18 protein-coding genes and 1 pseudogene are annotated in these 26,071 nt (G+C 45.2%); 3 read left to right on the top strand and 16 right to left on the bottom strand.

Translation table 11 applies throughout. The annotated features are described in order from the left end of the window. The 3 genes and pseudogenes from BMX58_RS14910 to BMX58_RS05270 all read right to left on the bottom strand — a co-directional run. Window positions 1-159: pseudogene (locus tag BMX58_RS14910) on the bottom strand (IS5/IS1182 family transposase); the annotation flags it as partial. A gap of 123 nt (window positions 160-282) precedes the next feature. After that, a complete protein-coding gene (locus BMX58_RS05265) occupies window positions 283-573 on the bottom strand; it encodes an MFS transporter (protein WP_068622963.1) in 291 nt (96 codons plus the stop codon). A gap of 272 nt (window positions 574-845) precedes the next feature. Continuing rightward, entirely contained in the window at window positions 846-1,898 is a 1,053-nt protein-coding gene (locus BMX58_RS05270) for an AraC family transcriptional regulator (RefSeq protein ID WP_068622964.1), read from the bottom strand. A 110-nt stretch (window positions 1,899-2,008) separates the two neighbouring features. Here BMX58_RS05270 and BMX58_RS14640 point away from each other — a divergent pair, with 110 nt between their 5' ends. After that, complete coding sequence (locus tag BMX58_RS14640; RefSeq protein WP_157077227.1) at window positions 2,009-2,170, top strand: hypothetical protein; 162 nt, start codon at window positions 2,009-2,011, stop codon at window positions 2,168-2,170. A gap of 663 nt (window positions 2,171-2,833) precedes the next feature. Here the strand turns inward: BMX58_RS14640 and yghU are convergent. The 7 genes from yghU to BMX58_RS05310 form a co-directional block, all read right to left on the bottom strand. Next, on the bottom strand, window positions 2,834-3,622 hold the full coding sequence (gene yghU / locus BMX58_RS05280; protein ID WP_068622966.1) for a glutathione-dependent disulfide-bond oxidoreductase: 789 nt from the start codon (window positions 3,620-3,622) through the stop codon (window positions 2,834-2,836). Between the two features lie 358 nt (window positions 3,623-3,980). After that, complete coding sequence (locus tag BMX58_RS05285; RefSeq protein WP_068622967.1) at window positions 3,981-8,711, bottom strand: DEAD/DEAH box helicase; 4,731 nt, start codon at window positions 8,709-8,711, stop codon at window positions 3,981-3,983. A 15-nt stretch (window positions 8,712-8,726) separates the two neighbouring features. Further along, on the bottom strand, window positions 8,727-11,522 hold the full coding sequence (locus BMX58_RS05290; RefSeq protein ID WP_068622968.1) for a hypothetical protein: 2,796 nt from the start codon (window positions 11,520-11,522) through the stop codon (window positions 8,727-8,729). 717 nt (window positions 11,523-12,239) lie between these two features. Then, a complete protein-coding gene (locus BMX58_RS05295) occupies window positions 12,240-13,253 on the bottom strand; it encodes a LacI family DNA-binding transcriptional regulator (RefSeq protein WP_068622969.1) in 1,014 nt (337 codons plus the stop codon). Window positions 13,254-13,290: 37 nt separating this feature from the next. Beyond that, on the bottom strand, window positions 13,291-14,304 hold the full coding sequence (locus BMX58_RS05300; RefSeq protein ID WP_068622970.1) for an aldose epimerase family protein: 1,014 nt from the start codon (window positions 14,302-14,304) through the stop codon (window positions 13,291-13,293). Further along, entirely contained in the window at window positions 14,297-14,971 is a 675-nt protein-coding gene (pgmB, locus tag BMX58_RS05305; protein ID WP_068623041.1) for a beta-phosphoglucomutase, read from the bottom strand. Before pgmB ends, BMX58_RS05300 begins: the two co-directional genes overlap by 8 nt. Window positions 14,972-14,994: 23 nt before the next feature. Next, a complete protein-coding gene (locus tag BMX58_RS05310) occupies window positions 14,995-17,271 on the bottom strand; it encodes a glycoside hydrolase family 65 protein (protein ID WP_068622971.1) in 2,277 nt (758 codons plus the stop codon). Between the two features lie 244 nt (window positions 17,272-17,515). Here BMX58_RS05310 and BMX58_RS05315 point away from each other — a divergent pair, with 244 nt between their 5' ends. Both BMX58_RS05315 and BMX58_RS05320 read left to right on the top strand, forming a co-directional pair. Further along, window positions 17,516-19,186, top strand: coding sequence for a PTS transporter subunit IIBC (locus tag BMX58_RS05315; RefSeq protein ID WP_068622972.1), 1,671 nt, complete (start codon window positions 17,516-17,518; stop codon window positions 19,184-19,186). A gap of 15 nt (window positions 19,187-19,201) precedes the next feature. After that, window positions 19,202-20,020 carry an endonuclease/exonuclease/phosphatase family protein gene (locus BMX58_RS05320; protein WP_068622973.1) on the top strand — a complete coding sequence of 273 codons (819 nt, stop codon included), beginning with the start codon at window positions 19,202-19,204 and terminating at the stop codon, window positions 20,018-20,020. A 520-nt stretch (window positions 20,021-20,540) separates the two neighbouring features. Here BMX58_RS05320 and BMX58_RS14645 read toward each other — a convergent pair. The 6 genes from BMX58_RS14645 to BMX58_RS05350 form a co-directional block, all read right to left on the bottom strand. Further along, the gene (locus BMX58_RS14645) at window positions 20,541-20,714 is read right to left on the bottom strand and encodes a hypothetical protein (RefSeq protein ID WP_157077228.1); all 174 of its coding nucleotides are present in this window, start codon (window positions 20,712-20,714) and stop codon (window positions 20,541-20,543) included. Continuing rightward, a complete protein-coding gene (locus tag BMX58_RS05330) occupies window positions 20,714-20,950 on the bottom strand; it encodes a hypothetical protein (protein WP_131814047.1) in 237 nt (78 codons plus the stop codon). The genes BMX58_RS14645 and BMX58_RS05330 overlap by 1 nt, the downstream gene beginning before the upstream one ends. Window positions 20,951-21,332: 382 nt before the next feature. After that, window positions 21,333-22,643 (bottom strand): alpha-glucosidase/alpha-galactosidase, encoded by a 1,311-nt coding sequence (gene melA / locus BMX58_RS05335; RefSeq protein ID WP_068622976.1) that lies wholly within the window; start codon window positions 22,641-22,643, stop codon window positions 21,333-21,335. A 96-nt stretch (window positions 22,644-22,739) separates the two neighbouring features. Further along, complete coding sequence (locus tag BMX58_RS05340; RefSeq protein WP_068622977.1) at window positions 22,740-23,573, bottom strand: AraC family transcriptional regulator; 834 nt, start codon at window positions 23,571-23,573, stop codon at window positions 22,740-22,742. A 235-nt stretch (window positions 23,574-23,808) separates the two neighbouring features. After that, window positions 23,809-24,681, bottom strand: a complete 873-nt coding sequence (locus tag BMX58_RS05345; RefSeq protein WP_068622978.1) for a sugar ABC transporter permease — start codon at window positions 24,679-24,681, stop codon at window positions 23,809-23,811. 3 nt (window positions 24,682-24,684) lie between these two features. After that, window positions 24,685-26,034, bottom strand: coding sequence for a carbohydrate ABC transporter permease (locus BMX58_RS05350; RefSeq protein ID WP_068622979.1), 1,350 nt, complete (start codon window positions 26,032-26,034; stop codon window positions 24,685-24,687). Window positions 26,035-26,071 lie beyond the last annotated feature (37 nt).

Genomic DNA, 26,071 nt, shown 5'->3' on the forward strand with positions numbered 1-26,071 from the left:
TCTGTCACTGTTGAACAGAGCAGCGTACTTATCTTCAATGACTGACCAGGGAATCGAAGCTGCCTTTTTGACCCAACGGTTTTCTGGATTCATTGTGAGGCCCAATGGCTGATCGAAGTCATAAATGGTCAATTGCCGATTCGTCTGCTTTTTGTACATTTTCATCGCCTCTTCGTATCATTTTTGAAAAAAGTGCACGGGTTTTTGGTGTTTCCCCCTAGATTCCATGCATCTATTATACCAAAAAACATCGAAAAACGCTGTCACAATAAGGTTTATAAATTATTCAGTAGACATTAAATAAGGTCTAAATTTCCCCCATTTTGTATATGTTCTGTCTTGAACCATACCCCAAACAGGACCGTTAATTGCCTGCCACAGCCTAGCTATTAACATTATGATTGAGATAGCTCCTGCAGCCATACCTACAATATCTGTATAAAAAATCATTAGATAAGTATTAATCATGTACCAACTCAGTTGGTTCCCGACCTCACCAAAACTGTAAAAAATTGCTGTAGACTTCTTTGTTTTCTCCTTTGTTTCAATTGTTTTTCCTACTACCTGTTCCATAAAAAACATCCTCTCTCTTTTTTGTATGCGCTTTACTTATATACATAGTAAATGGTCTGGCTAAATAAAAATTGTAAAAAAAACATATAAAGTCAGTAATAATTTGCCATAGAGAAACAATGATATTTTTTGTACGCACAGCCGAAGCAGTTTATTCCATGATCGAAAAATATCCAAGCAACATGTCGCGACAAATAAAATAACCGGATACTCGCGAAAAAATCGCACAGTATCCGGTTATTGAGGCTACGCACCAAAAGGCGCACTGTTTTTTAAATTTCGTTCTTACTTTGTTTTAACCATTTGTTCGGTGGCAGACCAACTAATTTTACAAAATTTTTATTCATATGGCTGGAATCGAAATAACCGACTTTCTGACTGATTTCCGTTAAAGTATAATCCGTATTTTGCATTAAATACTTAGCTTCTTCTAAACGAGCTATTTCAACAATTTGCTTGAAATTTTGGCCTGTATTCTTCTTTATCAATTTGCTTAAGTACGCTTCACTATATGAAAATATATCAGATAGTCCTTTCAAGGTGACAGTGTTATAATTCACCTTAATAAAATTCAAAATTGGATGTATAAACGCAGCTGCATTTTTTTCAGAATTTTCAATAAGGGTTTCAGGTGTAAAACAGCGACTGAGCTCAATAAAAATTTCATTCACATAGGCTCCAATCAAGTCCTCAAAAAATAAATTTTTATCTGTGAATTCGTGAAATGATTGTACCATACGATTCATAATTTTTTCGTTACCCTTTGTTTTAAACAACAAATACGGTGTTGCATTATTTGCCACAGAAATATTTTTAAAAAAATTACCAATCCTGTCTCTACGAGTTAAAATATGAGGAAAGTACTGAGTAAAACTGTCCTCATGCAACAATACATTAAAGATTACATCATTATCATTTACAGCTAACATCGCATGAACTGTAGAAGGTGCCATAAAACAAAAATCCCCTGTATTCATTATGATTGCTTTCCCATTAATAAAATTTGTACAAGAACCTTTCAAAACATAGATTAATTCAACAAAATCATGATTGTGAAGAATTGGATAAGAGTATCTTCCGTGAAGTGCTAAAAAAATATTCGTCTGAGCGTAGATTTTATTAGGTACAATCGTTAACCCTGTACCGTTCTTAGTTGTGTCTCGATAAAAGGCCCGTAAGTCTTCTATTTGTGTGTTGGTTGATACTAAGCGATAATATTCTTCGTAGCTCATAGGAGCGGTATACAATTCCTTATTTTTTTCGGATAAATAAATTTCTTTGTTCCTTCTCTCAACTTCATTTAAATGAAACTGTTCTGATTTCATTTTCCTCACCTCAACCAATTTTGCTGTCTTTTATTCACAGTCTAGCATAAATTTCTATGTAGCATATTAATTCTAATAACATCACTGGATAATGACCTATTACTGTTCTCTTGCATCAACTCGAAATCAGATTGTCGGTCGGCGACAAAGCCGCAGTCCGGATCGGCGCCATGGAAGTCGTCAGCGCGGATCTGGAAACCTTGCTTCAGCGTCTGGCAACTCCTCTGCAGGATACATTACAGCACATGCTCTCCATTATCGCTGACCCTTAATTTACATTATTGAGCGGTTTTCTGTCAGTTTTTTGGCTCAGTTCCTCTATAAAGAATACCTTCGCATAAAACAAATAAACGCCGTTTTTCCGTTATCTTTTGGAAAATTGGCTCTTGCTCGGTTTAAATTTTGTTGTATAGATAATATTATTTACATCTTAATGAAAATATAGACATAACTATATGAATTCATAAGAACTCGAATGGTATACTTACCTCAAGAATAACAAAAGGAAGTAGGAGATAGCATGGGTTTATGGTATTTTCTGATACTCTTTGTAGGCATCGCTCTTCTTGTGGTAGGACTGCGAAATAAGGATGTTTCACGCTCCGTTAAAATTGTAAGTATGTCGCTTGTTATCGGGGTTTTGTTTATTGTCGTTGCATTGATTATGCTGATGCCAGGCAGTTCCGAAGTAGTTGGCCAACTGATCCAACGAAACTAATGAATAAAGAAAAACTTATCGTCCGGCAGAAAAGACAAGCGCCAAGTCTCCGATATACGATCGGAAACTTGGCGCTTGCTTGTTTTAAATTTTATGGAATAATCCCTGATAGAACAACGCTTTTCTCGGCTCAACATTTTAATCGGTTCTCCGCACCCTGTCTAAATGAGGTTTTGGTTCTGCGGAAGGAGAAAACGCAATGCTTTGTTTTCTTGAACTACTTCTCAAGCGGTTGAGACTTCGCTGCCAGACCTTTTTGAACGCCTGGTCGTTCTGCAATGCGATGAGACCATTCTAAGAGATGAGGGTATTCATCCAGATTCAAAAATTCATATGATCCTTCGTATAATTTTCCTAAAGCTAGCCGACCATACCAAGACCAGATGGCAATATCTGCTATGGTATAGGTGTCACCAGCTATATAAGGTCGTTGCACTAAGGTTTTATCGAGCAAATCCAATTGACGTTTCGTTTCCATCGTGAAGCGATCAATCGGGTATTGCATAGGCTCCGGCGCATAAGCAAAGAAGTGGCCAAATCCTCCACCAACATAAGGGCCTGCTCCTATTTGCCAGAATAACCAATTAAGGGTTTCCGTCCGACCGTGAATGTCTGTCGGAATCAGTTGATTAAATTTCTCCGCCAAGTAAAGAAGGATGGATCCTGACTCGAATATTTCCAAACGAGGAGTTAGACTTTGGTCAACGAGGGCTGGAATTTTAGAGTTAGGATTTATTTCAACGAAATCCGAACCAAATTGGTCGCCTTCTCCAATATTAATAGTGTACAAGTCATAATCTGCGCCAGCTACACCCAATTCTTTCAGCTCTTCGAACATGATTGTGACTTTAATGCCATTCGGTGTTCCTAATGAATATAGTTGGAACGGAGCTTCTCCGACTGGTAATTTTTGTTCAAATCGACTCCCGGCTGTTGGACGATTGCCGGCTTTTTTTGAATTCTCTTCTTCCCACTGCCACACTTTTGGTAATTCATATGCTGTCATCCTACCACTCCTCATAATAATATGTATTTGTAATTTCATCATACTACTCGTCCATCAAAATGCCCAAATTTTAGCTTACTTATGATACTATAAATTTTCGCTACAAAAAAAGCGAAGATGAACCCCGACGCAACAAGTGACGTACACCTTGCTACAGGTAATCCTTCTCCGCGAATTTGAAGTATCGCATATAGATAGGAATCAAAACAATGGTCAAAGAATTTAGATTTATGATTACGCCCCAAGAAAAGGATCTAATCAAACACAATAACTACAAACACTCTGACCTTTTACTCCTAACGTTGTATCTCCTTTTGATGCCTCGGTAATCAGTCTTAATTTTGAAATCCCGTAATTACTACATCTGGATGGATCGAATTTTTTCATTATCATAAAAAACCCGTTCAAAGAAATCTACTGCGAATCTGCGTTCCAAAGAATCATGCATCGCCTGATTGCGATAATTTTGCAGACACGAGTAGCATGCGGTATTTTCATCGCAATGGCAATCTTTTACCAAATCATATGATACTTTGAATACATCCAGGATTTCTTCTTCAGTCGCTTTACCCAATCTTCTGACATGTCCGGCTCCCCCAGGAACTGTATCAAAGAGAATGAATCGGGTGCTACTGTTTCCCGAGCGACTGTAAATATAGTCTATAGTACCATCAACGTCATTTCGTTCAATAGAGAAAGCTTTCGAAAGACCTTCCAGCATCGCATACAAGATAGAATAAGCCTGTTCCCAAGACAAATAATCATTAACTGATAAGGTTGTAACATCTGTCTTGAATGTGTGCCCTATCGACTTCCGGGTAAATGTTTCATTAAGGCATTTTCTCCCATTGGGGGCATTGTGGGTTTTGATTTTTTGTTTAGAAAAATCTGAGGATACCTCACTAAACCCACAATAAGAGCAAACCATAAATTGACTGCGGTTCACGACCGCCAACTCATCATTAGACATTGATTTTAAATCAAGCCCTATCGATAAACTTCGCTCATCCAACAATTCTTTTTGCTCTCCAATATAGTAGATATCTCCTCTGTAAGTCCTTATCGGTTTTTTTGATCCTGCCTTTTTCACCTCAGGGGATATGATAAAACCATACTCTGGCTTAATCATCGTTTTGACTTTCAGTTGAGACAGAGGTTGCTGACAGATGCCGCACTTGTCCATCGTGGGCGCCCCAGGATAGTGCCTGTGCAAGTTTAAATGTCCACATTCGGGATTTTCACACTGAACAAAATCCCATTCATCCCACTCTTTAACTTTTTGAGGCGGACGCTTAATATACTGACTCGTATAGAGTTTTCCATCAGCAATGACTTGTGATCCCGGTGCATATTCTGAAATAGCTTGCATCAAATCTCGTTGCAAGCGTAGCTCCCCTTGGGCAAAAGTAGTTTCTACTGAAGAAGGATCCGTAATCAACTCCACACTGTCGATAGGAAATCCGTATTTAGGCAGAATATTGCGTGCCGATAAGTAATTCAAGATGTTCTTTTCCCTTATTTTTCGCAAAGAAAAACTGATTCGATTTGCAAGGAACAATCTATTGTCATCCTGTTTGAACTCCTCCATTGCTTCAACGAGTTCCTCCACCTCAGCTAAGTATTGGCTTCGATCTTCCATAAAAATACTATGATCGGAAAGATACGTACTATACCAGTCCTCTATTTTATTATGTAACCCAATTGGTATAATGCTCTGCAGATGGGTTATCATATTCTCTTTGTTCTCACGTATATACCCCATAAAGTTAGAAAAGTTATCCGCTTCGTAAAAAGTTTGCACATCTTTATATAGAGCTGGGTGATGTCTCCAGAAGCTGCTTATCAGAAAAGATTGCATATGACGCTTCACTATCTTCTCGTTATGTATATTGAACTTAGGCGGCCTGATTTTCCCTCTAATCATTGTTTCTGGTTCTTTGAAAAATGTTAAATCATGCGATCCAACTTTACAGAATGTCAAAGCATATGCAACAGAGTCTGCTCTACGGCCTGCGCGACCAGCTCTTTGCGTATAGTTTGCAGGTGAGGGCGGCATATTCTTCATAAAAACTGTTTCCAAATCACCAACATCCACACCCATTTCAAAAGTAGTGGAACAGCTCAAAATATTGATTTTTTTCAATATGAATTCTTCCTGATATTGTTTTGCCTTTTCGGGACTTAATTGGGCTGTATGCTCCTTGATTCTCATTGGGTTCAAAGAAAGTTCTTGATACAAACTCATATAATGGTTACTTTTTTGTTCCTCCAAAGGAGAAGCTTGAACTAGTTTGCCATCACATGCCCCTTGAGGACAACAATCATAAATATTATGGGGTGTTAGAGTTCCACATTTGCTGCATTTATACCATTGTATAGTATTATCTTCAGTCAACTGTATTTTAAAGCAACCATTTTTCAGTAAAGCTTTACTTCCGCCAGCCCCAAAATCGAGGATTTCATGTTTTTCGTAAAGGCCCTTCCAAATATTTCTTAAATAGTTTTTCGCTAGTTCTAAATCAACCCCTGCAGTCTTACTTATGTACTTTGTCCATTTATTGTATCTTTTAGGGACAAATGAGGTATCGTATTTATTCGCTGGTTCAAGTGTTATGTATTGTCTTTTTCCTGAGTATATGAAGTAGGAGTAATCCTCTTCCGTAAATTGATTCTGAAGAGGGAATTCAATCATCCCATCATTTTTAAATGCTTCTGACACTATTTTATATAAAGTAGCAGCATCTTTCCCATTATACTTACCGATTGCATTCACGCCTAGGTTGTCAACAAAATTGAAGTGGATGAGTCCCAGTTTTTCCAGACTGTTCCTTTCATTAGTGGACATTTCATACAATATTGTTTTCCATGCCTCTTTCTTTGGGTCTTCCTCCTCTTCATAGCCACTTTTGCGAATGATATTCTCAAGATGGTCGGCTATATGTTTTAATTCATAACCCTCCGCATCCATGCCTCTTGTATTTCTGGTTTCCCGTATAGCTTCAACCATCATCCGGCGGCGAAGGATATTGTGATACGTCACATCAAAATAACTTGCGAAATAAGCAGCTTCTTGTCTACTATCAGAAAAAACAAGAAGTTGTTTCTTAAGCAACTCTTCACTCTCTTCTTGTTTCTGGTATCCCCTTACAGGAGTTCCAAAAAAATCATCCAATTCTTCAGAAGCTTCCAACGTTTTTTGAGTAACTTTTACCTTATAACCTGGTATTTCTTCATAAATGCTTGTCCCGAGCACACTCGTAGCAGCAGCTTGACCGATATAAAAATCACGTAGCACACCTGTTCTTTTGTTGGTATTATTGCAAGAATAACAAGTTTTTAAATCCGTTTCCTGTTGTTTCTCATTTTTCACTAGATAACGGTGGTGTGCCTTATCTCCAAAACTTTGACCATTATACTGGCGTGTAATACCTGTCTGTACGTTAAAATCATAAACAACAAAAGACTCTTCCTCATCCTTCTCTTTATTCGAGGAAATCACATTAAGATAAGGGGCTAGGTCTTTCTTATCTTTAACCAACATAAAAGATTGTTTTTTCTGGTTCTTTAACTGTATAAATTCTTTCGTTACTGAATCTATACCTCCTAGCAGATAGACTTCACCACAGAATTGGCACACAGAGATTTCATAATACTTATCATCTTGGCCCGCGATTGCTTCACCGCGTTTTCGTGGTATCAGAGAGACTTTGGGGTTTTCATCAAGGGTACTGTAACAACCTTCCAACGAACGGATGAACATATGGTATCGGGCATCCAACAGCATGACATTGTTTTTCTTGGCTTTATTTGCCACCTCTACGAAAGCAACTAAATCCTTTTCCGCTGTACTCATTTTTTGGGCTAATTTTTTTACATCAAGTGGTTTCTTTTGAAGGCTCCTTCTTGCTTGAATATACCTCTGATCATGCTGAACGATTTCAAATAACTTTTCTTGATAATTTTTCTGATTCTCATATTGCGGGAAATAGCTATCAATCACTAGATTCAGCCTTTCCGATAAGTCCGTTGGATCCTCGGTTATGATTTGATACAAAGTTTTGTAAAAATCAATATCTACCTCTTCCTCAGAAAGTACATTGTCAAAGGAATGGCGTTTTGCCCTTATGATGTCCTGTTCCTCAAACTTTGACCTGACCGAAAGGTTTTGGGCAAATTCTACTATATGGGGATTGTCCTTCTCCTCACCCAAAGTTGCACTTGTGAGGATAAATTGGATTTGTGTCCCTCTGGAAATCCGATCCTTCAAGCGGGACATGAGCATGGATACCTCAATACCCGTTGCGCCTGTATAAGTATGGGCTTCGTCCAAGACAATATATTGCCATTTATTGGAATGCCGTCCGTCAAAGAACACATTATCATCCGGCCTGATTAGGAGATACTCTAGCATTGCATAGTTTGTAATAAGGATATGCGGCGGTTCTGACTTCATCCTTTCTCGGGAAATGCGTTCGTTAACTATAGGAACTTCTCCGTTATTCAATTTTTTGTACTTTGCTAAGGCGTTTCTTTCGGTTTCTTCAGTTTCCCCAGTGAAGGATCCAAATGTTATTTCAGGATAATGGCGCAGGAGTTCTCTCATTCTTTTTAATTGGTCGTTCGCAAGAGCATTCATAGGATAGATCAACAGCGCACGAACCCCATGCGTCAGTTTGCCGCTCTCTTTTTCACTCGTTAGACTGTTCAATATCGGGTATAAAAAGGCTTCTGTTTTTCCTGAACCGGTCCCAGTTGTGATGACGATATTTCTCTCATTTTTCACCTTGCGAATAGCTTCTTCTTGATGGGCGTACAAAGGGCGGCTTAACTTGATTGCCCCCTCTCCTTCATAGGCGATTTTTTTAAACTCTTGGGTTACCACGCCTTCTTCAACAAGCTCCAGAAGCGATTTCCCTGTCCGGAAGGAATCCGTGAAGTCAATGTACGGGCCTTTCCCAATCTCCATCCCCCCCAAAGCTTCTTCAAATTTATTCCTAATTTCTTCATCCTTTATGTAGAACGTCGAAGTAATGTAAGATAGATAATGATTCAGTATATTTTGTGAGCCAGTAATAGGGTTAAATGTCATCAAATAATCCTCCTCTCATAAAATTCGTATTACTAGATTTTCAATTACCTTGTACCTTTGATAGTCATGTGATGAATCTGCTGCTCGAGGGTTGATATTTCCCGTATGGGTGTCTATTATCATCCATTCTCCTTGCGCATCTTCCGGACTAATAATATATTCCTCATTCATAGGAATCACTTCTTTGAACCTGATGGGATTTTGATCCAGATAGGCCTTTTTTTCCTCCCCGGTATAGCGATCAGTATAAAAGAAGTATGCCCGAGCTTTATACTCTTCCTTATAGGGATCGTATCCAATCCCTGAAAAACACAACTTTGATGTTGTAAATTTCTCTCCATTAGAAACAGCTGCTACACTTTGAACGAGTCTACGGCGGCTCTTTAAGATAAATTCATCCCCATGAATAAGCTTGTCCTCAAACAGTATGTTCTTCTCATCATGCTCGCCAAAAAAGCTTGGCGAAGTGGTATACACTTGCACATGGTATACATCAAAAGCCAATTCTAAGCTTGGATCGTAGAAAGGGAGCCGGATATTATCGTAGATTTTTCTGCTTTGACCTTGCTCATCCGTAATCTCCAAATACAATTTTCTGCTCCCAATATATTCACCCGTCAAAGACAGTCCACCCATCAACTTATTCGGAGTAGCATATTTGCAATCCACATCCTCCAGTTGTTCTTCGTAATAAACCTGAAAAAGAGGATAGTCCCTATTACCCACCCTAAGACTGAATTCATGAACATCTGCTTGACGAGAGGATATGTACGGTTTTACATTGACTGATGAAGTATCTCCTTGGCGTTTGATATTTAGTTTTTTAGTTTGATTCCCCATAGAGCACTGCATCTCATAAACTTGACCGGGAATATTGATGATCAACTCTTCCAATGGGCAACTTTCAAAATAATACTTTTTATCTAAAGATATTTTGCTGCGATCCGCCCTACTTTCAATCGAAATGAGCGGGATAGCGACTTCAATCCAAAATTGGCGCCCTTGCAGATTAAAAGATTGTCGATAATTCTTTGCCTTCATATCCACGTAATGATTGTTGTGAGGATTCAGAGTTATAGACAGATCTCTGCTTTCTAAAGAGCAAATCTGCGCTGAAGCTTCATCCACATAAAATTCTTTTTGAAACGCCCATTCCAGATCATTTATGATCACATAATTTTGTTCAAATACCGGCGCAAAATCGCCCTTTTTGCGAATCCCAATTTCTAATATTCTTTCACCTTGTCTCAAAAAAACACTGAAATCTAAAATGCACTGCGATCTGCCAGTGCCATCGCCTAAGGTTGATACCTCCCCCATATTAACTATCGCTTGTTCATCCAACAAAATCCCATTGACTGAAAAACGATATTTGTTAAGCGCACTATTTTGCGGGTAGGTAAAACTGAAGTAGGATGCGGACTTGACTGCTGCATATTCTTTGTTGTCTGATAATAGATGGGCTCCCTTATATTTTGTCGTGCTAGGAAAACCGTCCGGCTGAACTTTTGATGATGCTGACAGCAATACACCATCTATCCACATTTCTGAATCCTCATTAAAAATTACTTCATAACGGACGTAATCATTTTTCCGATATGAATATTCGGATCTCATCCCTATTAGCTCTACTTCAGCACCTTCCTCTGTGATGATAAAGTATGTCTCGTCCTTCTTAATTTTGGAAGGTAAGAGTTGATCTCCTTTTGAATTAAATAGTAGAAAGTTATTAGACATAATGTTTTTGGATTCAAAAATAGGGACATTCCCTGAAGTGATTTTGTATGTAAGGTGGGGGTAAAACGCATCAAGGTGATATTGAGAAGGCAATGTTTTCCAAAAAAGGGCGCCTGGCATTGCATCTAATTCCTTTTTCCATAGCATTTTCTTATCATTGAAAAAAGTTATTTCAATGCTTTCCCCAATATCAGAGGGTAAAATTAACTGTTTAGGGATGGTCAGATATAGCTGTGCGCCAGTATACGTCTCCTCCAATTTAAAAAATGGTTTCTTATATTGTTTCTTTCCGCCACTTCTAGCAGGGGAACTTTTTTGAATTTCTAATTGGGTTCCGATTTCAGTAAGATGCTGCTCAAACAAATGATCGTAATAATCGTTTGATTTAAATGAAAGTGGTTCTTCTCTCATCAGTAGATCAAAATATAGAAAATATCGGTTTACTAAGCCCGCTACTCTACTCCCGTTAACGAGGAAAGCTTTTTTAAAGGATTTCGGCAATTGTTGGTTGGTCACCGTCATCTTTGATCCCCGGTACTCAGATACGATATCTTCATCATTTTGATAACTTGCGAATAGTTTATATAGATACTTAAGCAATTCCTTTACAATGTCATCGTTCACATCTTCCTCCAGATCCTTTATGTACAAATCAAAAAGAACCTGAATAAATTTGTTGAATTGATGATTTGCAATGATGGAATGCATTTGAATAGTTTCTCTGTATAAAGTTTGTTGATTAGTTTTGTACAGGCGGAATCTATTTGCTTTACAGAATCCTTCAACATTTATTACACATTCGTTTCTTAATGACTGTACTTTATCAATACCAAAATACGAAGCCAGTTCTTCCCAGAATCTTTGACCTGAAAAATGATACATATTGAAACCTATAAGAGTCAGGGTGGTAAGTTGCCGCTTTTCTTGAATTTTAAATCGAGATGGATGCTGAATCATTTCTCTAAAACCATCGGACAAATTGCTAAATTCTTCCGGAGTTATTGAAACTAATCCCAGAAGGGCCTTCTTCTCATATTTTTCAGTAATTTTATTCACTCTATCCTGAAGCTGCAATATCAAGCACCTCGCTTTAATATAAACTGTAAAATAGATATTCGAATTGTAAAGGCTTTCATTTGGTGGTGTAGATGAAAAAAAGGAATATTATTGTATGATAGTAATCAAATTTTCATATAAGAATATTATAACCCTACCTAGATGATATCGAAAGTATTTTTTAAATATATTGCGATACTCTTTATTGTATCCACAAAAAGGCGGAAATAACTCCATAATCCGATTGTTCCGTCCGATTATAAAATTATCCCCGCACTCAGAATAACTATTCCTATGTTTATGTTTGATACTCTTAAGACGCAGCCGATACCGTTTTACGCTGACTCCGACGAGGATGCTCGTCTGTATTTTGTGTTGTTCGGCGAATTCCGCGGATTGCACTCTTCAATAGGTCAAGGTGCAGGAGATGTAGTCGACACCAGCGCTATAAAATTTTAGTGCAATACAAAAAAGATCAGGCAACCTCCTAAGAGATCAACCTGATCTTTTTTCATTGTCATCATCTTAGAAATCATACAATTTTATCTCGAAAACGTCATCTTCACGAATGCTCGAATTCCCGGGGAAGGAGCTGTCATCGGGAATTCGATTGCCGAAATGAACGGAATTCCCGGCGAAGATGTTTTCACCGGAAATTCAGCTTTCAATATGAGTCGGTTTCCCGATGAGGAAGCTGTCACCGGTAATTCGGCCGTCGAAATGAATAAATCCCACTCAATCCTGCACCTGCATAACCGTCTCCCGCTCAATCACCTCATGCGGCACGATCATCTTCGGCAGCAGGGCGCTTGGTTCGTGGATGTGGCGGATCAGGAGGGCGGCGGCTTGTCGGGCCAGTTCCTGGACATGGATGTCGATTGTGGTCAGGAACGGGTGGGACAGGGTCGCAAAGACGGAGTTGTTAAAGCTGATCAGCGAGATGTCGTCCGGCACTTTGTACTTGTCCAGCTGCAGATATTGCAGGACGCGCAAGGCCAGGCGGTCATCGCCGACGACGAGTCCGGTCGGTTTGGTCTCTTCGAGGAACTCCTGGAAAGCCATGAAATCAGTCGGCGTTTCGAAATAGAGTTCCGGATGGACGGTCAGTTTGGCGTCGCGCAAGGCATCGGAATAGCCTTTATAGCGTTCCTTATCGACGACTTGGGAAGGCGTCAGACCGACATAGCCAATCCGCTGGTGTCCATGCTGGATCAGGCAGTCGGCCGCCGATTTGCCGGACAGGCGGTTGTCGTTGTCGATGTAGATCGTCTCGTTCTCGTAGACATCCGGTTTCCCCAGCAGTGCGTATGGTATCTTCTCATCATGCAGGAACTTGCGGATCGGATCTTTCGCCTCCGAATACAACAGGATGAAGCCATCGACCAGTTTACGTTGATGCATCAGGCGCACGCTGTCCTTCAGTTCCGCCATCGTTTTCCCGGTCGCCAGGGAGATCATGTATTTCTGTTCGTTGCAGACGACGCCGATTTCCTGGATCATCTCGAGGAAGAGCGGATTCTGCGCAGGATTCCCCATCGTCCCCACCGGCAGGATCACGCCGATTGTTCGTGTGGACTTGTTGGCTAGGTTCTGGGCGGCGAAGTTGGGCGTATAGCCCAGTTTCTGCATCGCTTGGCGCACTTTCACTTTTGTGTTTTCGCTGATCAGCGGGCTGTCCTTCAACGTGCGCGAAACGGTTGAAGTCGCGACGCCGGCTTCTCTGGCGACATCTTTTATCGTAACGGTCATGGGCATTTTCCTCGGAGTTCATTTTTGTAACTCTAGATTACCATTTATAAGCGTACTTTTGAACCCTTGTCGTTAAAGTATTTGGCGCCAGGACGATATTGTCCCAGCCGGGATGGTGGATGGCGTCGGGCACCTCCTGCGCTTCGATCGCCAAACCGAGCTGGCTCCGCATCGGACGGCCGTTCACAAGGTAAGGTTCGTCCATGCCGGTCGTCGAAAAAAGCACGATGCTGCTGCGGTTGCTGGACAGCGCCATTTCCCGGCCGCTGCCCGCATCGCCGAGGACCAGCTGCGTTTGTTCGTCCGGGTGCATCAGGAACACGTCGTCAAAGCCTTCCGGCCGTCTTTGGATGGCATCGCCGATAAGGGTCGGTTCACGAAAATCGTACGCCGTTCCCGCCACGGCAAGCTTTTCTCCGGTCGGCAGCTTGTCGGCATCCAGCTCCAGCACTTCCTCGCAGGCCAGCTGCAAGGTGTGATCGGTGATCGGACGCTTGGCATCGCCGCTCAAGTTGAAATAGATATGGCTAGTCGGATTGAACAGCGTTTCTTCAGAGCTTTCGCCTGTCATCGTAATCGTCAGGCAGCCTTCCGCATCGAGGGAATAGCTGGTTTTCGCCTGCAGCCGGCCGGGATAGCCGACCGTTTCCGGCATCGAGTCCAAAGTGAAGGTGACGCTCACTGCTTCCGCCGTCGCTTCGGTCGTGAAGTCCCAGAACTGCTGGCCCCAACCGCGGCTGCCGCCGTGGATATGGTGCGCGCCGTTGTTCTGCTCCAACTGCACTTCGCCCCATCTGCCTCCAGCGATGCGGCCGGCGACCGGTCCAACGGTCGCGCCGAAGGAAGCCCGGTCGTTCCCGTAAGCTTCCGCATTGGCCAGGCCGAGGACGATGTTTTCGCTCTGGCCTTCCCGGTCCGGAACCAGCAAGCGGATCAGCCGGGCACCGTAGTTGATGCAGCTGACGGACATGCCGTTCGGCTGGCTCAAATCGATGCGCATGACTTGTTCCGTGCCGATGCTGCCCCATTCGCGGACAGTGATGCTAGCCATTGGCCGTCGCCTTCTCCCAGGCATCGCGCAGGACAGCAAGCGACAATGCGCTCGTGTCCGCCAAGACACGGTCGGCTTGCGCCAGCACTTCGGCGTCGCCGATTGCGACCGCGGTGATGCCTGCCGCTTTGATGGCCTCCACGCCGGAAGCGGCATCTTCCACGCCGATGCACTCAGCCGGTTGCACACCCGCAAGTGCCGCACCGGCCAAGAAAATGTCCGGAGCGGGTTTGCCTGCAGCTACTGAAGCTGGATCGACGATGCCGTCGAAGTAGTCCTTGACCTGCAAAAGCTCCAAGATGCCCGGTGCGTTCTTGCTGGCGGAAGTCACGATCGCCTTCAGACCCACTTCGCGCAATTCTTCCAACAGCGGCAGGATCCCCGGCAGGATGTCCGCCGGTGTCATTTCTTGGATCAGTTCCAGATAATGGTCATTTTTCTTTGTGCAAAAAGCTTCTTTTTCAGCTGTGGAATATTTATCCGCCAAACCACCGAATGCCAAGATGCGCTCCAGCGAATCCATCCGGCTGACGCCCTTCAGCTCTTCATTGAAGGCTTCGTCGACGGTGATACCCAACTCCGCGCCGAGATCACGCCAGGCCAAAAAATGGAACTTGGCGGTGTCGGTGATGACACCATCCAAGTCGAACAATACTGCTTTCAACATTTCATTCTCTCCTTTGATGTCGCTCATGCGGACACGGTCTTTTTCAGTGCGACTTTGATTTCATCTTTCAGCTGCAGCGCTTCGTCATAGATGCGGACAGGCAACGCTTCGCCCTTCACCAAGGTCAGGCTGACGTGTTCTTCGCTCACTGCAATCAGGATCAAGCGACCGCGGTAGTTGATGTGGAATTGGTAGTGCGTCCAGTCTTTCGGCAAGAACGGCGCGAAGCTCAGACCGTCTTTGGCACGCATGCCGGCGAAGCCTTCCGCAATCGTCAACCAGCTGCCGGTCATCGAAGTGATGTGCAAACCGTCTTCGGTATCGTTGTTGTAATTGTCCAAATCCAGGCGGGCGGTGCGTTGGTACAGTTCCACAGCTTTTTCTTCCTTGTGCAGTTCGGCGGCAAGGATGGCGTGGATGCATGGTGACAAGCTTGATTCATGCACAGTCATCGGCTCGTAGAAGTCGAAGTTGCGTTCTTTTTCTTCCAGCGTAAATTCGTCACCGAACAGGTAGATGCCTTGTAGCACATCCGCTTGTTTGATGAAGCAGGAACGCAGGATTTTGTCCCATGACCATTTTTGGTTCAACGGCAGATCGGCCGGGTCCAAAGCGCTGACCGGTTTCAGATCCTTGTCAAGGAAAGTGTCGTGCTGCACGAAAACTTGGCGCTCTTCATCGTACGGGAAGTACATGTTGTCGATGATGTCCTGCCATTTTGCTTTTTCGGCTGCGGTGATGCCCAGCGCTTCTGCGCGTTCCGGATATTTCTCCAGGCTTTCCAAAGTATAACGCAGCACCCAGACAGCCAAGCGGTTTGTGTACCAGTTGTTGTTGATGTTGTTTTCGTACTCGTTTGGTCCGGTCACGCCATGGATCATGTAGCATTGCTTGTTTTGTGAGAAGTGTACGCGGTCCGCCCAGAAACGGCTGACGGCGCTGAGCACTTCCAGCCCTTCTTCGGCCAGGTAGCTTTCATCGCCTGTATAGGCGGTGTAATTGTAGATTGCATAAGGAATCGCCCCGTTGCGGTGGATTTCCTCAAACGTGATTTCCCATTCATTGTGGCACTCCACGCCGGTGAAGGTAACCATCGGATACAACGCGCCCTTCAATCCTTGTTGCTTCGCATTATGGAAAGCGCCCGGCAATTGGTTGTGGCGGTATTTCAAAAGATTGCGGGTAACTTCCGGCTCGGTGACCGCCAAGTAGAATGGCACGCCGTAAGCTTCCGTATCCCAGTAGGTAGCGCCGCCGTATTTCTCGCCGGTGAAGCCTTTCGGTCCGATGTTCAGGCGCTCATCTTCCCCATAATAGGTGGAGAACAGCTGGAACAGGTTGAAACGGATCCCTTGTTGCGCTTCGTCGTCTCCGCCGATTTCAACATCCGCCAGTTCCCAACGTTTCGCCCACTGGTTCGCTTGCGTTGCTTCCAACTCCTCAAAGCTTTGGCCCGCTACTTTTGTGGCGTAGATTTCTTCAGCGGTTGCTGCCAGCTGATCCTTCGCATGATCGCGGCTCGTTGTCAGCGTCACGTATTTCTCTAATGAGAGGACTTGGCCTTTTTCGGTTTCCCCTTCGAACACTTGGGAGACGAACAGCTCTTTGCTGTTGGCGCCGGCAGACGTGAATCCTGTCACTTTGTGGTGCATCGTTGCAGCCACGCTGAAGCGTTCGATGCCGAAGTTGTTCGGGATCGTTTCGACGACCAAGGTATCATCCGTTTGTTCCACCCATTCCCAGAACATTTCTTCATAGTTGGCATCCTCGTTTTGGACATTCCCGTCCAGAGCGCTTTCGATACGGATCGCGGCCTTTTCTGAAGCTGTGATTTCCACTTTGATCGCGCAAAGTTCCTTGATGTCGATGCTAAGGAAACGCGTGAAATGGACGGTGATTTCTTTACCGTTCTTCACTACCGTAAAGAAGCGTTCCAAGCGGCCTTTTTGCATGTCCAACGTCAAGGCAAAATCTTTCAGCTCATCCTTATAAAGATCGACTTCTTCACCGTCCACAAAGAGATGCATATAGATGAAATTCATCGCATTGATCACTTTGCCGAAATAGTCCGGATAGCCGTTTTTCCACCAGCCGACGCGGGTTTTGTCCGGATACCAGACGCCCGCCAGATACGTACCTTGATGGTGGTCGCCCGAGTAAGCTTCCTCGAAATTGCCGCGCATGCCCATATAGCCGTTGCCGAGACTGGTCAAACTTTCCTGCAGGCGGCGGTTTTCTTTGTCTAATTGTTTGGTTGTCACTTTCCATGGATTGATCTCAAAAATTTGTTGCGTCATCATTGGTTCCCCCTTATTTGTTCTTCCCCCATAGTTTACGTGCAATCGGTTGCATTGTCAATGCATAAGTTGCATTATTATTTCCGTCGGCTACTTTTCTTGGTTCGCCGCGCTTTCCTTCCTCTATGCACGAAAGTTCGATTTTATTCTGAAATAGAACGCTTGCATAATTTCTGGATATGGTCTATACTTCGAATCGTAAACATTGCAATCGATTGCACCAATAAATTTTGAGAGGAGATTTAAAATGAAAAAAATATTTACGTTCGATTTTTGGCAAAAATTCGGTAAGGCTTTAATGGTCGTCATCGCGGTCATGCCGGCAGCTGGTTTGATGATCAGTATCGGCAAGATGATCGCTATGTTCTCTGGAGATTTCCAATTGTTGCTGACAACGGCTGGGGTTATCGAGGATCTGGGCTGGGCTGTCATCGTCAACTTGCATATCCTTTTCGCTGTCGCCATCGGGGGATCTTGGGCGAAAGAACGTGCCGGCGGAGCCTTCGCTGCTTTGCTTGCTTTCATCCTGATCAACCGCACAACCGGTAAACTTTTCGCAGTGACCGGAGATATGTTGGCTACGGACGGAGCGACTACCAAAACCTTGTTCGGCCAGGACATCCTGGTGAACGGCTACTTCACTAACGTTTTGGGCGCACCTGCTTTGAATATGGGTGTCTTCGTCGGGATCATCGCCGGTTTTGTCGGTGCGGTAATCTTCAATAAGTACTATAACTACCGCAAACTTCCTGATGCGTTATCTTTCTTCAACGGCAAACGCTTCGTACCTTTCGTCGTCATCGGTTGGTCCGTGCTCATTTCCCTTGTCTTGGCAATCATCTGGCCAGTCGTTCAGACCGGCATCAATAATTTCGGGATTTGGATCGCCGATTCCGCCGACACCGCACCGATCTTGGCGCCGTTCGTCTACGGTACGCTGGAACGTCTGTTGTTGCCGTTCGGTCTGCACCATATGCTGACGATTCCGATGAACTACACATCTTTGGGCGGAACTTACACAATTTTGACAGGCGCTGCCGCAGGTTCGCAAGTATTCGGCCAGGATCCACTTTGGTTGGCTTGGGCCAGCGACCTAGTGAACCTGAACAACACAGGTGACACAGCCGCCTACAGCGAATTATTGAATGCATTCACTCCGGCCCGCTTCAAAGTCGGCCAAATGATCGGCGCAGCCGGCAGCCTGATGGGCTTGGCTTACGCTATGTACCGCAATGTCGATGTCGACAAACGTCCGAAATACAAATCCATGTTCTTCTCGGCAGCCATTGCCGTTTTCCTGACAGGTGTTACTGAACCCCTCGAGTACATGTTCATGTTCGCTGCACCGCTGCTTTACGGCGTCTACGCAGTCCTGCAAGGGGTCGCATTCGCCATGGCCGACATCATCAGCCTGCGCGTCCACTCCTTCGGTACGCTGGAATTCCTGACTCGCATCCCGATGTCTTTGAAAGCCGGCTTGTGGATGGATGTCGTCAACTACATCTGGGTGACGATCGCATTCGCCGTCATCATGTACTTCGTCGCCAATTTCATGATCAAGCGCTTCAAGTTCGCAACGCCAGGCCGTTTGGGCAATTACACAGATTTTGACGGCGAAACGGAAGATTCTGCTGCTTCCGCTGCGATTCCAGAAGGCGATGCGGGTGCGTCCGACAACGATTCGCTTGTTTGGAACATCATCAACGCATTCGGCGGGCAGGAAAACATTTCCGAAGTAGATGCCTGCATGACCCGTCTGCGCGTCACAGTCAAGGACGAAACGAAAGTGGCCGAAGACAAAAAATGGTCCACGCTGGGCGCACGCGGCGTCATCCGCAAAGGCAAAGGCATCCAAGTCGTGTACGGTCCGCAAGCGGATGTCCTAAAATCTGATATAATAGATGTATTAGGAAAATAGAAAGGTGAGGACCACATGAAACTACTGACTTTGAATGCGTACAGTTGGATCGATACGGACGATGACAGCGTCTATGCCCCCCTGATCACCGACATTCTGGAAAATGAATACGATGCGATCGCCCTGCAGGAAGTGAATCAGCTTTCGAACGGGCCGGTCATCAACGAACCGGAAGGCTACCACGCGACGCAGAATGAAATCCCGATCAAGGAAAACAACTTCGCTTATTTTCTCGTGCAGGCGTTGGCAGAAAAAGGCCTTGCGTATCAGTGGTCCTGGGTACCGTGCCATGTAGGCTACGATGTCTACGATGAAGGCATCGCCCTACTGAGCAAAGCACCGATTCAGTCAGTGGAACACGTCCAACTCTCAGCAAGCAATGATTTCGAAAGCATCCACACACGCCGCGCTTTGGTCCTCGAGACCGAATCGGCCGCGTTCGTCTCCGTCCACCTGTCCTGGTGGAAAGAGGAAGAAGAAAATCCGTTCCTGAGGGAGTGGGCTTCCGTGGAAACAGCCGTCAAAAACTTGCGCGGCAAGAAGCCCATCTACGTCATGGGCGACTTCAACAATCCGGCCGATGTCCGCAACCAAGGTTACGACCTGATCACGCAGACCGGTTGGCAGGATGCCTACGCCGTCGCTGCAGTCCGTGAGGGTTCCGCAACCGTTCCACCGGCGATCGCCGGTTGGGAAGGAAACGAAGTGCCGCTGCGCATCGACTACATCTTCTCGGACCGACCGCAAGCGGTCGAGAGCTACGAAGTCAAGTTCGATGGCAAAAAGTTGGCTTGCGTGTCGGACCATTATGGGGTTGCTGTGACGTATGTTTGATGATAAATGTTAATGAATAAGAGAAAAAAGCTGTCTCATGTAATGATGAGGCAGCTTTTTTTGTTGAATAGAGTTCTCGTCGGGCCAGGTTGTCGGATAACTCTTAAGAATCCGACATCCAGACAACTAATCACGGCTCGATTGTCGGATAACTCTTAAGAATCCGACATCCAGACAAATGGTCACGGCTTGCTTGTCGGATAACTCTTAAGAATCCGACATCTGTCCCCCAAAAAAACAGGAGCCGCTCTATATCGGGGCGGCTCCTGCTTTTTGTGTTTTTTAACATTCTGTTTTTTATTTTTGCTTGAGGCGACTTATTATAGATGCGTCAAAGCAATGACTAACTCATCAATTTTATTTGCGGGAAAGTCATCGTATAGACAAATGGAGTTACGTCGGACAAACCATGCAAATAAAGCGCCGTTTCATGGGAGTATACGCCTTTCGCAAACCGCCTTTGAAAAACATACATTTCATCCTCAAAGTAAAGCGGAGATAAATCCCCCCGCTGATCTTTTCAAAGCCCTCTTTTTTCAAAAGATTCAATGAGCCCTGATTCGGAAAGCCACTCTCCTTCAACGTAGCCAAGAACACAACGCCGTGGTTTTTCTCTACCTCGTACGCCAAGAGCTCCATTAATTTCTTTTGATTTGCCTCCATAGCACTCACCGCTTTTTTGATTTTTATACATCAAAGAACACATAAATGTAGTGCAAAAGTCAGAAAATTGCACTTATCGATACAGGCAACCATAGGCTCACCAAAGCTGGGATTGCGAAATTCAGCGATGCTTTCTTTCGCCTCTTGCGGGCTGTATCCTGAAGCAATCAGCCGTTCAAAAGTATCCTTTGTGCATTTTGGTTCGTTCATGCTCAATTGATTATCCACTGCTTCCAACATGGTTACTTTCAATTCTCTGCTTACCATCACTAACACCTCACCAATGATATAGGTTTTTAGCACTGCACTTTATGTACCTCTAGTTTACCATATCTGCACTTCGCGGGGCACTTCTGGGCGGAAAGTAACAGATAATAAACTGTCACCTCCGGCTTCTTCGGCTTCGCCGGGGTTCGGCTGCCTGGAAATCATTCTTCTCCGGCTAACATTCGCTTGCCGATGCTGATCGTCCGGCGCGTCGCTCAACTCCGGGCAGCACGTCTCTGGCCGTAGCTGACGGGCACCAAGGTGGCACGTTGATTGAAAACATGAATAACTCTGAATTATCCATGTTTCTCGCGGGAAAAACTCGCCCCAGTCCTAAAAAGACAGGAGCCGCCCCGAAAATTGGGACGGCTCCTGTCTTTTCTCATTTATAAGCCGGCAGGTAATCGCCATGGGCAGCGATCAGTTCGTCCACCATTGCTTTTATTTCCGAAATGGACAGTTCAGCATTCGCATGCGGATCCATCAAGGCGGCTTGATAAATTTTGTCTTTTTCTAGCGTCATTGCAGCCTCCACCGTCAACTCCTGGACATTGATGTTTGTCCGGTTCAATGCGGCCAGTTGCGTAGGGAGATCGCCCACATAGGTAGGTTGAACGCCGTTTTTGTCCACCAGACACGGCACTTCCACACAGCAATTTTCCGGCAAGTTCGTGATCAGACCTTTGTTGAGAACATTCCCGGCAATCATGGTTGGCGTTCCGGTTGTAATCGCATCCATAATGTAAGAGGCATATTCGCGGCTTCTTGTGTGTTCCAGCGAGCCGTTGTTGACGATGTCTTCTCTTTGAAGTTCCCAATCAGCGATTTGTTTCACGCATCTTCTCAGATATTCATCAAGCGGAATCTGCAGTTGGTCAATCAATTCCGGATAATTTTTCTTGATGAAGTAAGGATGGTACTCTGCATTATGCTCGCTGGACTCCGTGATGTAGTAACCAAAGTGTTTCATCAATTCAAAGCGCACAGAATCCTTATGGGGATCAGCGATTTTTGCAGCCAGGCTGCGGATTTCGGGATAAAAATCTTTTCCGTTCCGGTTGATTTCCAACAGCCAGGCCATATGGTTGATGCCGGCGATTTTCCATTGGAATTCATCCAGATTATATTGATCTTTTATGCCCAGATGTTCGAACAGTTCCGGCACACAGACTTGGACGCTGTGGCACAAGCCGACCGTTTTGATCTTCGTCGCTTTCAGCATGCCCATCGTCAAAATGGCCATCGGATTGGTGTAGTTCAACAGCCACGCATCCGGACATACTTCTTCCATGTCTTTGGCGATGTCAAACATAACCGGAAGCGTGCGCAGCCCTCTGAAAATACCGCCGATACCGGTAGTGTCCCTGATCGTCTGCTGCAAGCCGTATTTTTTCGGAATCTCGAAATCAATCACAGTGCTCGGTTTGTATCCGCCCACTTGGATCGCATTGATGACGAAATTCGCGTCCTTCAGAGCTTCTTTCCTGTCGCTGAAAGACTGTATGTTGGCGCGGTTTTGGTTCGAGTTTTTGTTGATGGTCTGAAGCATCAGTTCGGATTCTTTCAAGCGTTTTTCATCAATATCGTATAATGCGATTTCTGCATCCTGAAGGCTCGGCGTCAACATCGCGTCCCCCAAAACATTCTTTGCGAAAATTGTGCTCCCTGCACCGATAAAACAAATTTTAACCATGTCCATGCTCCTTTTCCATTTAATGTCTCCAGTATAGTTGATTCCTACTGAATAAGAAGGGCATGGTTTTAGCTGCAGGGTACAATTTTATAGGTCTTATTTTCCAGCCTTATATCCGGTCGGCGAACTGTGGAACCTGTTTTTGAAGGCCCGTGAAAAAGAATGCCGGTTCTGATAGCCTACTGCGGTTGCTATTTCCTCAACCGACAATTCGGTCGTTTTCAACAACTGGCCGGCCTTGTTCATCCGGTACAGGTTCAAATATTTGAGGGCGGTCAAGCCCAACTCCTCTTTGATGACCTGGCTAAAGTAGGAAGGGTGAAGGTACATCGATTTCGCAATTTCTTCGATCGTCAAATCCTCACGATAATAATTATTTTCAACGTACAACAAAAAGGCTTCGCTGTATTTCTTCGTTCGGCTGATTCGGATGTCCGTTTCAATATTTTCATTATGGATTTTGAAGAAAGAAAAAATGTCACAAAAGAGGGCCTGATTCGCCAGTTTCTTGGAATCGTCAAAAAAATCGGATTGCATGAAATGCGCGAATTTCCCCTGCAGCTCTTCTTTCGTGTCGACTTGGCCTATGTAGTCTTTCGCTCCGATGCCGTTCGTATGCAGGATTTCTTTCACCTTGTTGCCTGCAAAGCCTATCCAATAGTATTCCCAAGGATCATCCGCATCCGCTTCGTAATCGACCAGCTCATTCGGCCGAATCAGGAAAAAATCGCCCGTACCCAAGCGATGCGTTGTATCGTTCACGATATACCGCCCTTTTCCGCTTATCACAAAGTGCACGATATAGTTGTCCCGCAACGAAGGGCCAAATCGATGCCTACTCTTGCACTTCTCATATCCTACATTGAAAAAATAGAAATCCGAGAAATAATATTCTTTGAAATATAGATCCTTTAAGTGTTTTTCGTCCATGGCGTAACCTCTGCTGTCTGTTTATGTGTCATTATTGTTATATGGATAGATTGTAGCACACCCGCTGACGATGGCGAAAGGATGGATATCTGTGCGTTATTCATCTTTTCGGGCCCAAGTGCCGCCCAAAACATGGATAAATCCGCATTATCCATGTTTCGCGCACGACAAAATCAGAGAAACCCAAAAAGCGCCCCCGCGAGGGCGCTTTTTGGGTTTATTTACTGAAACATTCTTATCCTTTGACCGACCCCGATGTCACGCCTTCAACGTAGAAGCGTTGCATGAAGATGAACAGGATCGTGATCGGGATGGCGATGAGCACGCAGCCGGCGGTGAACGCCATGAACAGCGAGTTGGCGGTTGTGCGGGTCATCATCGTGAACAGGCCGATCGCGATTGTGTAATTCGGGATGTTGTCGCCCATGATGATTTTGGCGAAGATGAAGTCCATCCACGGCCCCATGAAAGCCAGCAACGACGTGTACACGATGATCGGTTTGGACAGCGGCAGCGTGATTTTCGTGAAAATCTGCCACTTGTTGGCGCCGTCGATCATGGCCGATTCGTCGAGCGCCATCGGGATCGTGTCGAAGAAGCCTTTAGCGATGTAGAAGCCGAGCGCGGATCCGGCGGAATAGACCAGAATCAAGGCAAGCAGGCTTTCGGTCAGGTTCAGGGCTTTCAGGATGTAGTAGACGGCGATCATGCTCATGAAGCCGGGGAACATATTCAGCACCAAGGCGACTTTCAGGAACGGTTTGCGCATTTTGAAGCGCAGACGCGACAGGGCGTAGGCCATGGCGATCGTGATGAGGGTCGACAGGATGCAGCTGATTACGGAAACGAACAGCGTGTTCAGGAACCATCGGACAAACGGATAGTTCCCGGATGTGTTCAGCAGCAGAATTTTATAGTTTTCCAAAGTGAACGATTTCGGGATGATGTACGGGACGAACGCGCCGCCCTCTGCCCGGAAGCTGGTCAGAACGATCCAAACGATCGGGAACAGCCAAATGACCGACAGGACAGCCAGGATGGCGTAGACTGCAGCAAGCGAATACCGCCGCTGCGCTTTGTATCCTGTTGTTTTCTTTGCTTTTGCCATTTTTTAGCCCTCCTTGAATGAATTCGTTCTTGTGTAAGCCAACAAACTGAAAGCTGCCGACAGGATGAAGATCAGAATGCCGATGACGGACGCCAAGTTGTAGTCCATCGTATTGACGGTCAAATTGTACAGCCAAGTGACCAACAAATCCGTCGAACCCGCGCCGTAAAAGTCGGAATTCGAAGGTCCGCCGCCGGTCAGCAGGAAAATGACGTTGAAGTTGTTGATGTTGCCGATGAACTGTTGGATCAACGCCGGCATCATCACGAACAGGATCTGCGGGAAGGTGATGTTGCGGAAAATCTGCAGCTTGTTCGCGCCGTCGATCCGCGCCGCCTCAATCTGGTCGGTCGGCAGGTTTTGGATGATACCCGTGGAAACCAGCATCGTTGCCGGGATCCCGATCCACATGTTGACGACGATGACCGTGATTTTTGCCCAAATCGGATCCGTCAAAAACGGGATGGCGGAATCGATCAGCCCTAGGTTCAGCAGCGTTGCGTTGATCGGACCCGCGCCGTTCAAGAGGTTGCGCATGACCAACAGCGAAATGAACTGCGGCACAGCCATCGTGATGACGAAAATCGTGCGCCAAACGCCTTTGAATTTCAGGCCTTTGGTGTTGATCAAAAGCGCGAGCAGGATGCCGAAGAAAAAGCAAGTGACCGTCGCCAGCGTCGCCCAGATCAGCGTCCAGCCCAAGACCGGGAAGAAAGTGTCTGCCATATTCCCTGAAATGACGTTGCCGAAATTCACCAAGCCGACCCACGTGAAGAGGTTTTTCGGCGGCAGGTGCGTGTGGTCATAGTTTGTGAAGGCGATCGAAATCATGTAGAGCAGCGGCAGGATCGTGAACAGCAGCACGCCCAACAACGGAATCGTCATCAAGGTGGCGTGGAAACGTTCATTCAGCAAGCTTCCCAGATCATCCATCGTGCTCGGGATCTTTTTGCCCGCTTGCTTCAGTTCATGGAGATGCCGCGCGCTTTTCAGATTGATGACGTACAAGCCGACGAGGACCACACAGATTACAATGGCAGCAATGCCGAATAATAGCAGTAACATCGAGTTGTCGCCCTCTTGCAGCACTTCAATCCCTAGGCGTTCGTCAAAAACGAGCCCTTGCTCCCGGGTGCCCAACGTCGCCAACATGGCCAGCGCCCGCAGTCCGTTGCGGATCAGCCAATAGAAGAAGGCGATCTGCGATAACAGGAAAATCAAACCTTTTAAGTATTGTTTATTGGCAAGATTGGCGGCCCCCATGACAACAAAGGAAAGTTTTGTTGCGATGTCCCCTTCTTTGAACAATTCCCGAAAGGTCATCTGCTGGCCGTAACTTTTTTTCTTGAACATGGCTTCCCCACTCACTTTCTTGATTTAAATAAGAGGG

The organism is Trichococcus ilyis, assembly GCF_900109135.1.
GTDB lineage: Bacteria > Bacillota > Bacilli > Lactobacillales > Aerococcaceae > Trichococcus > Trichococcus ilyis.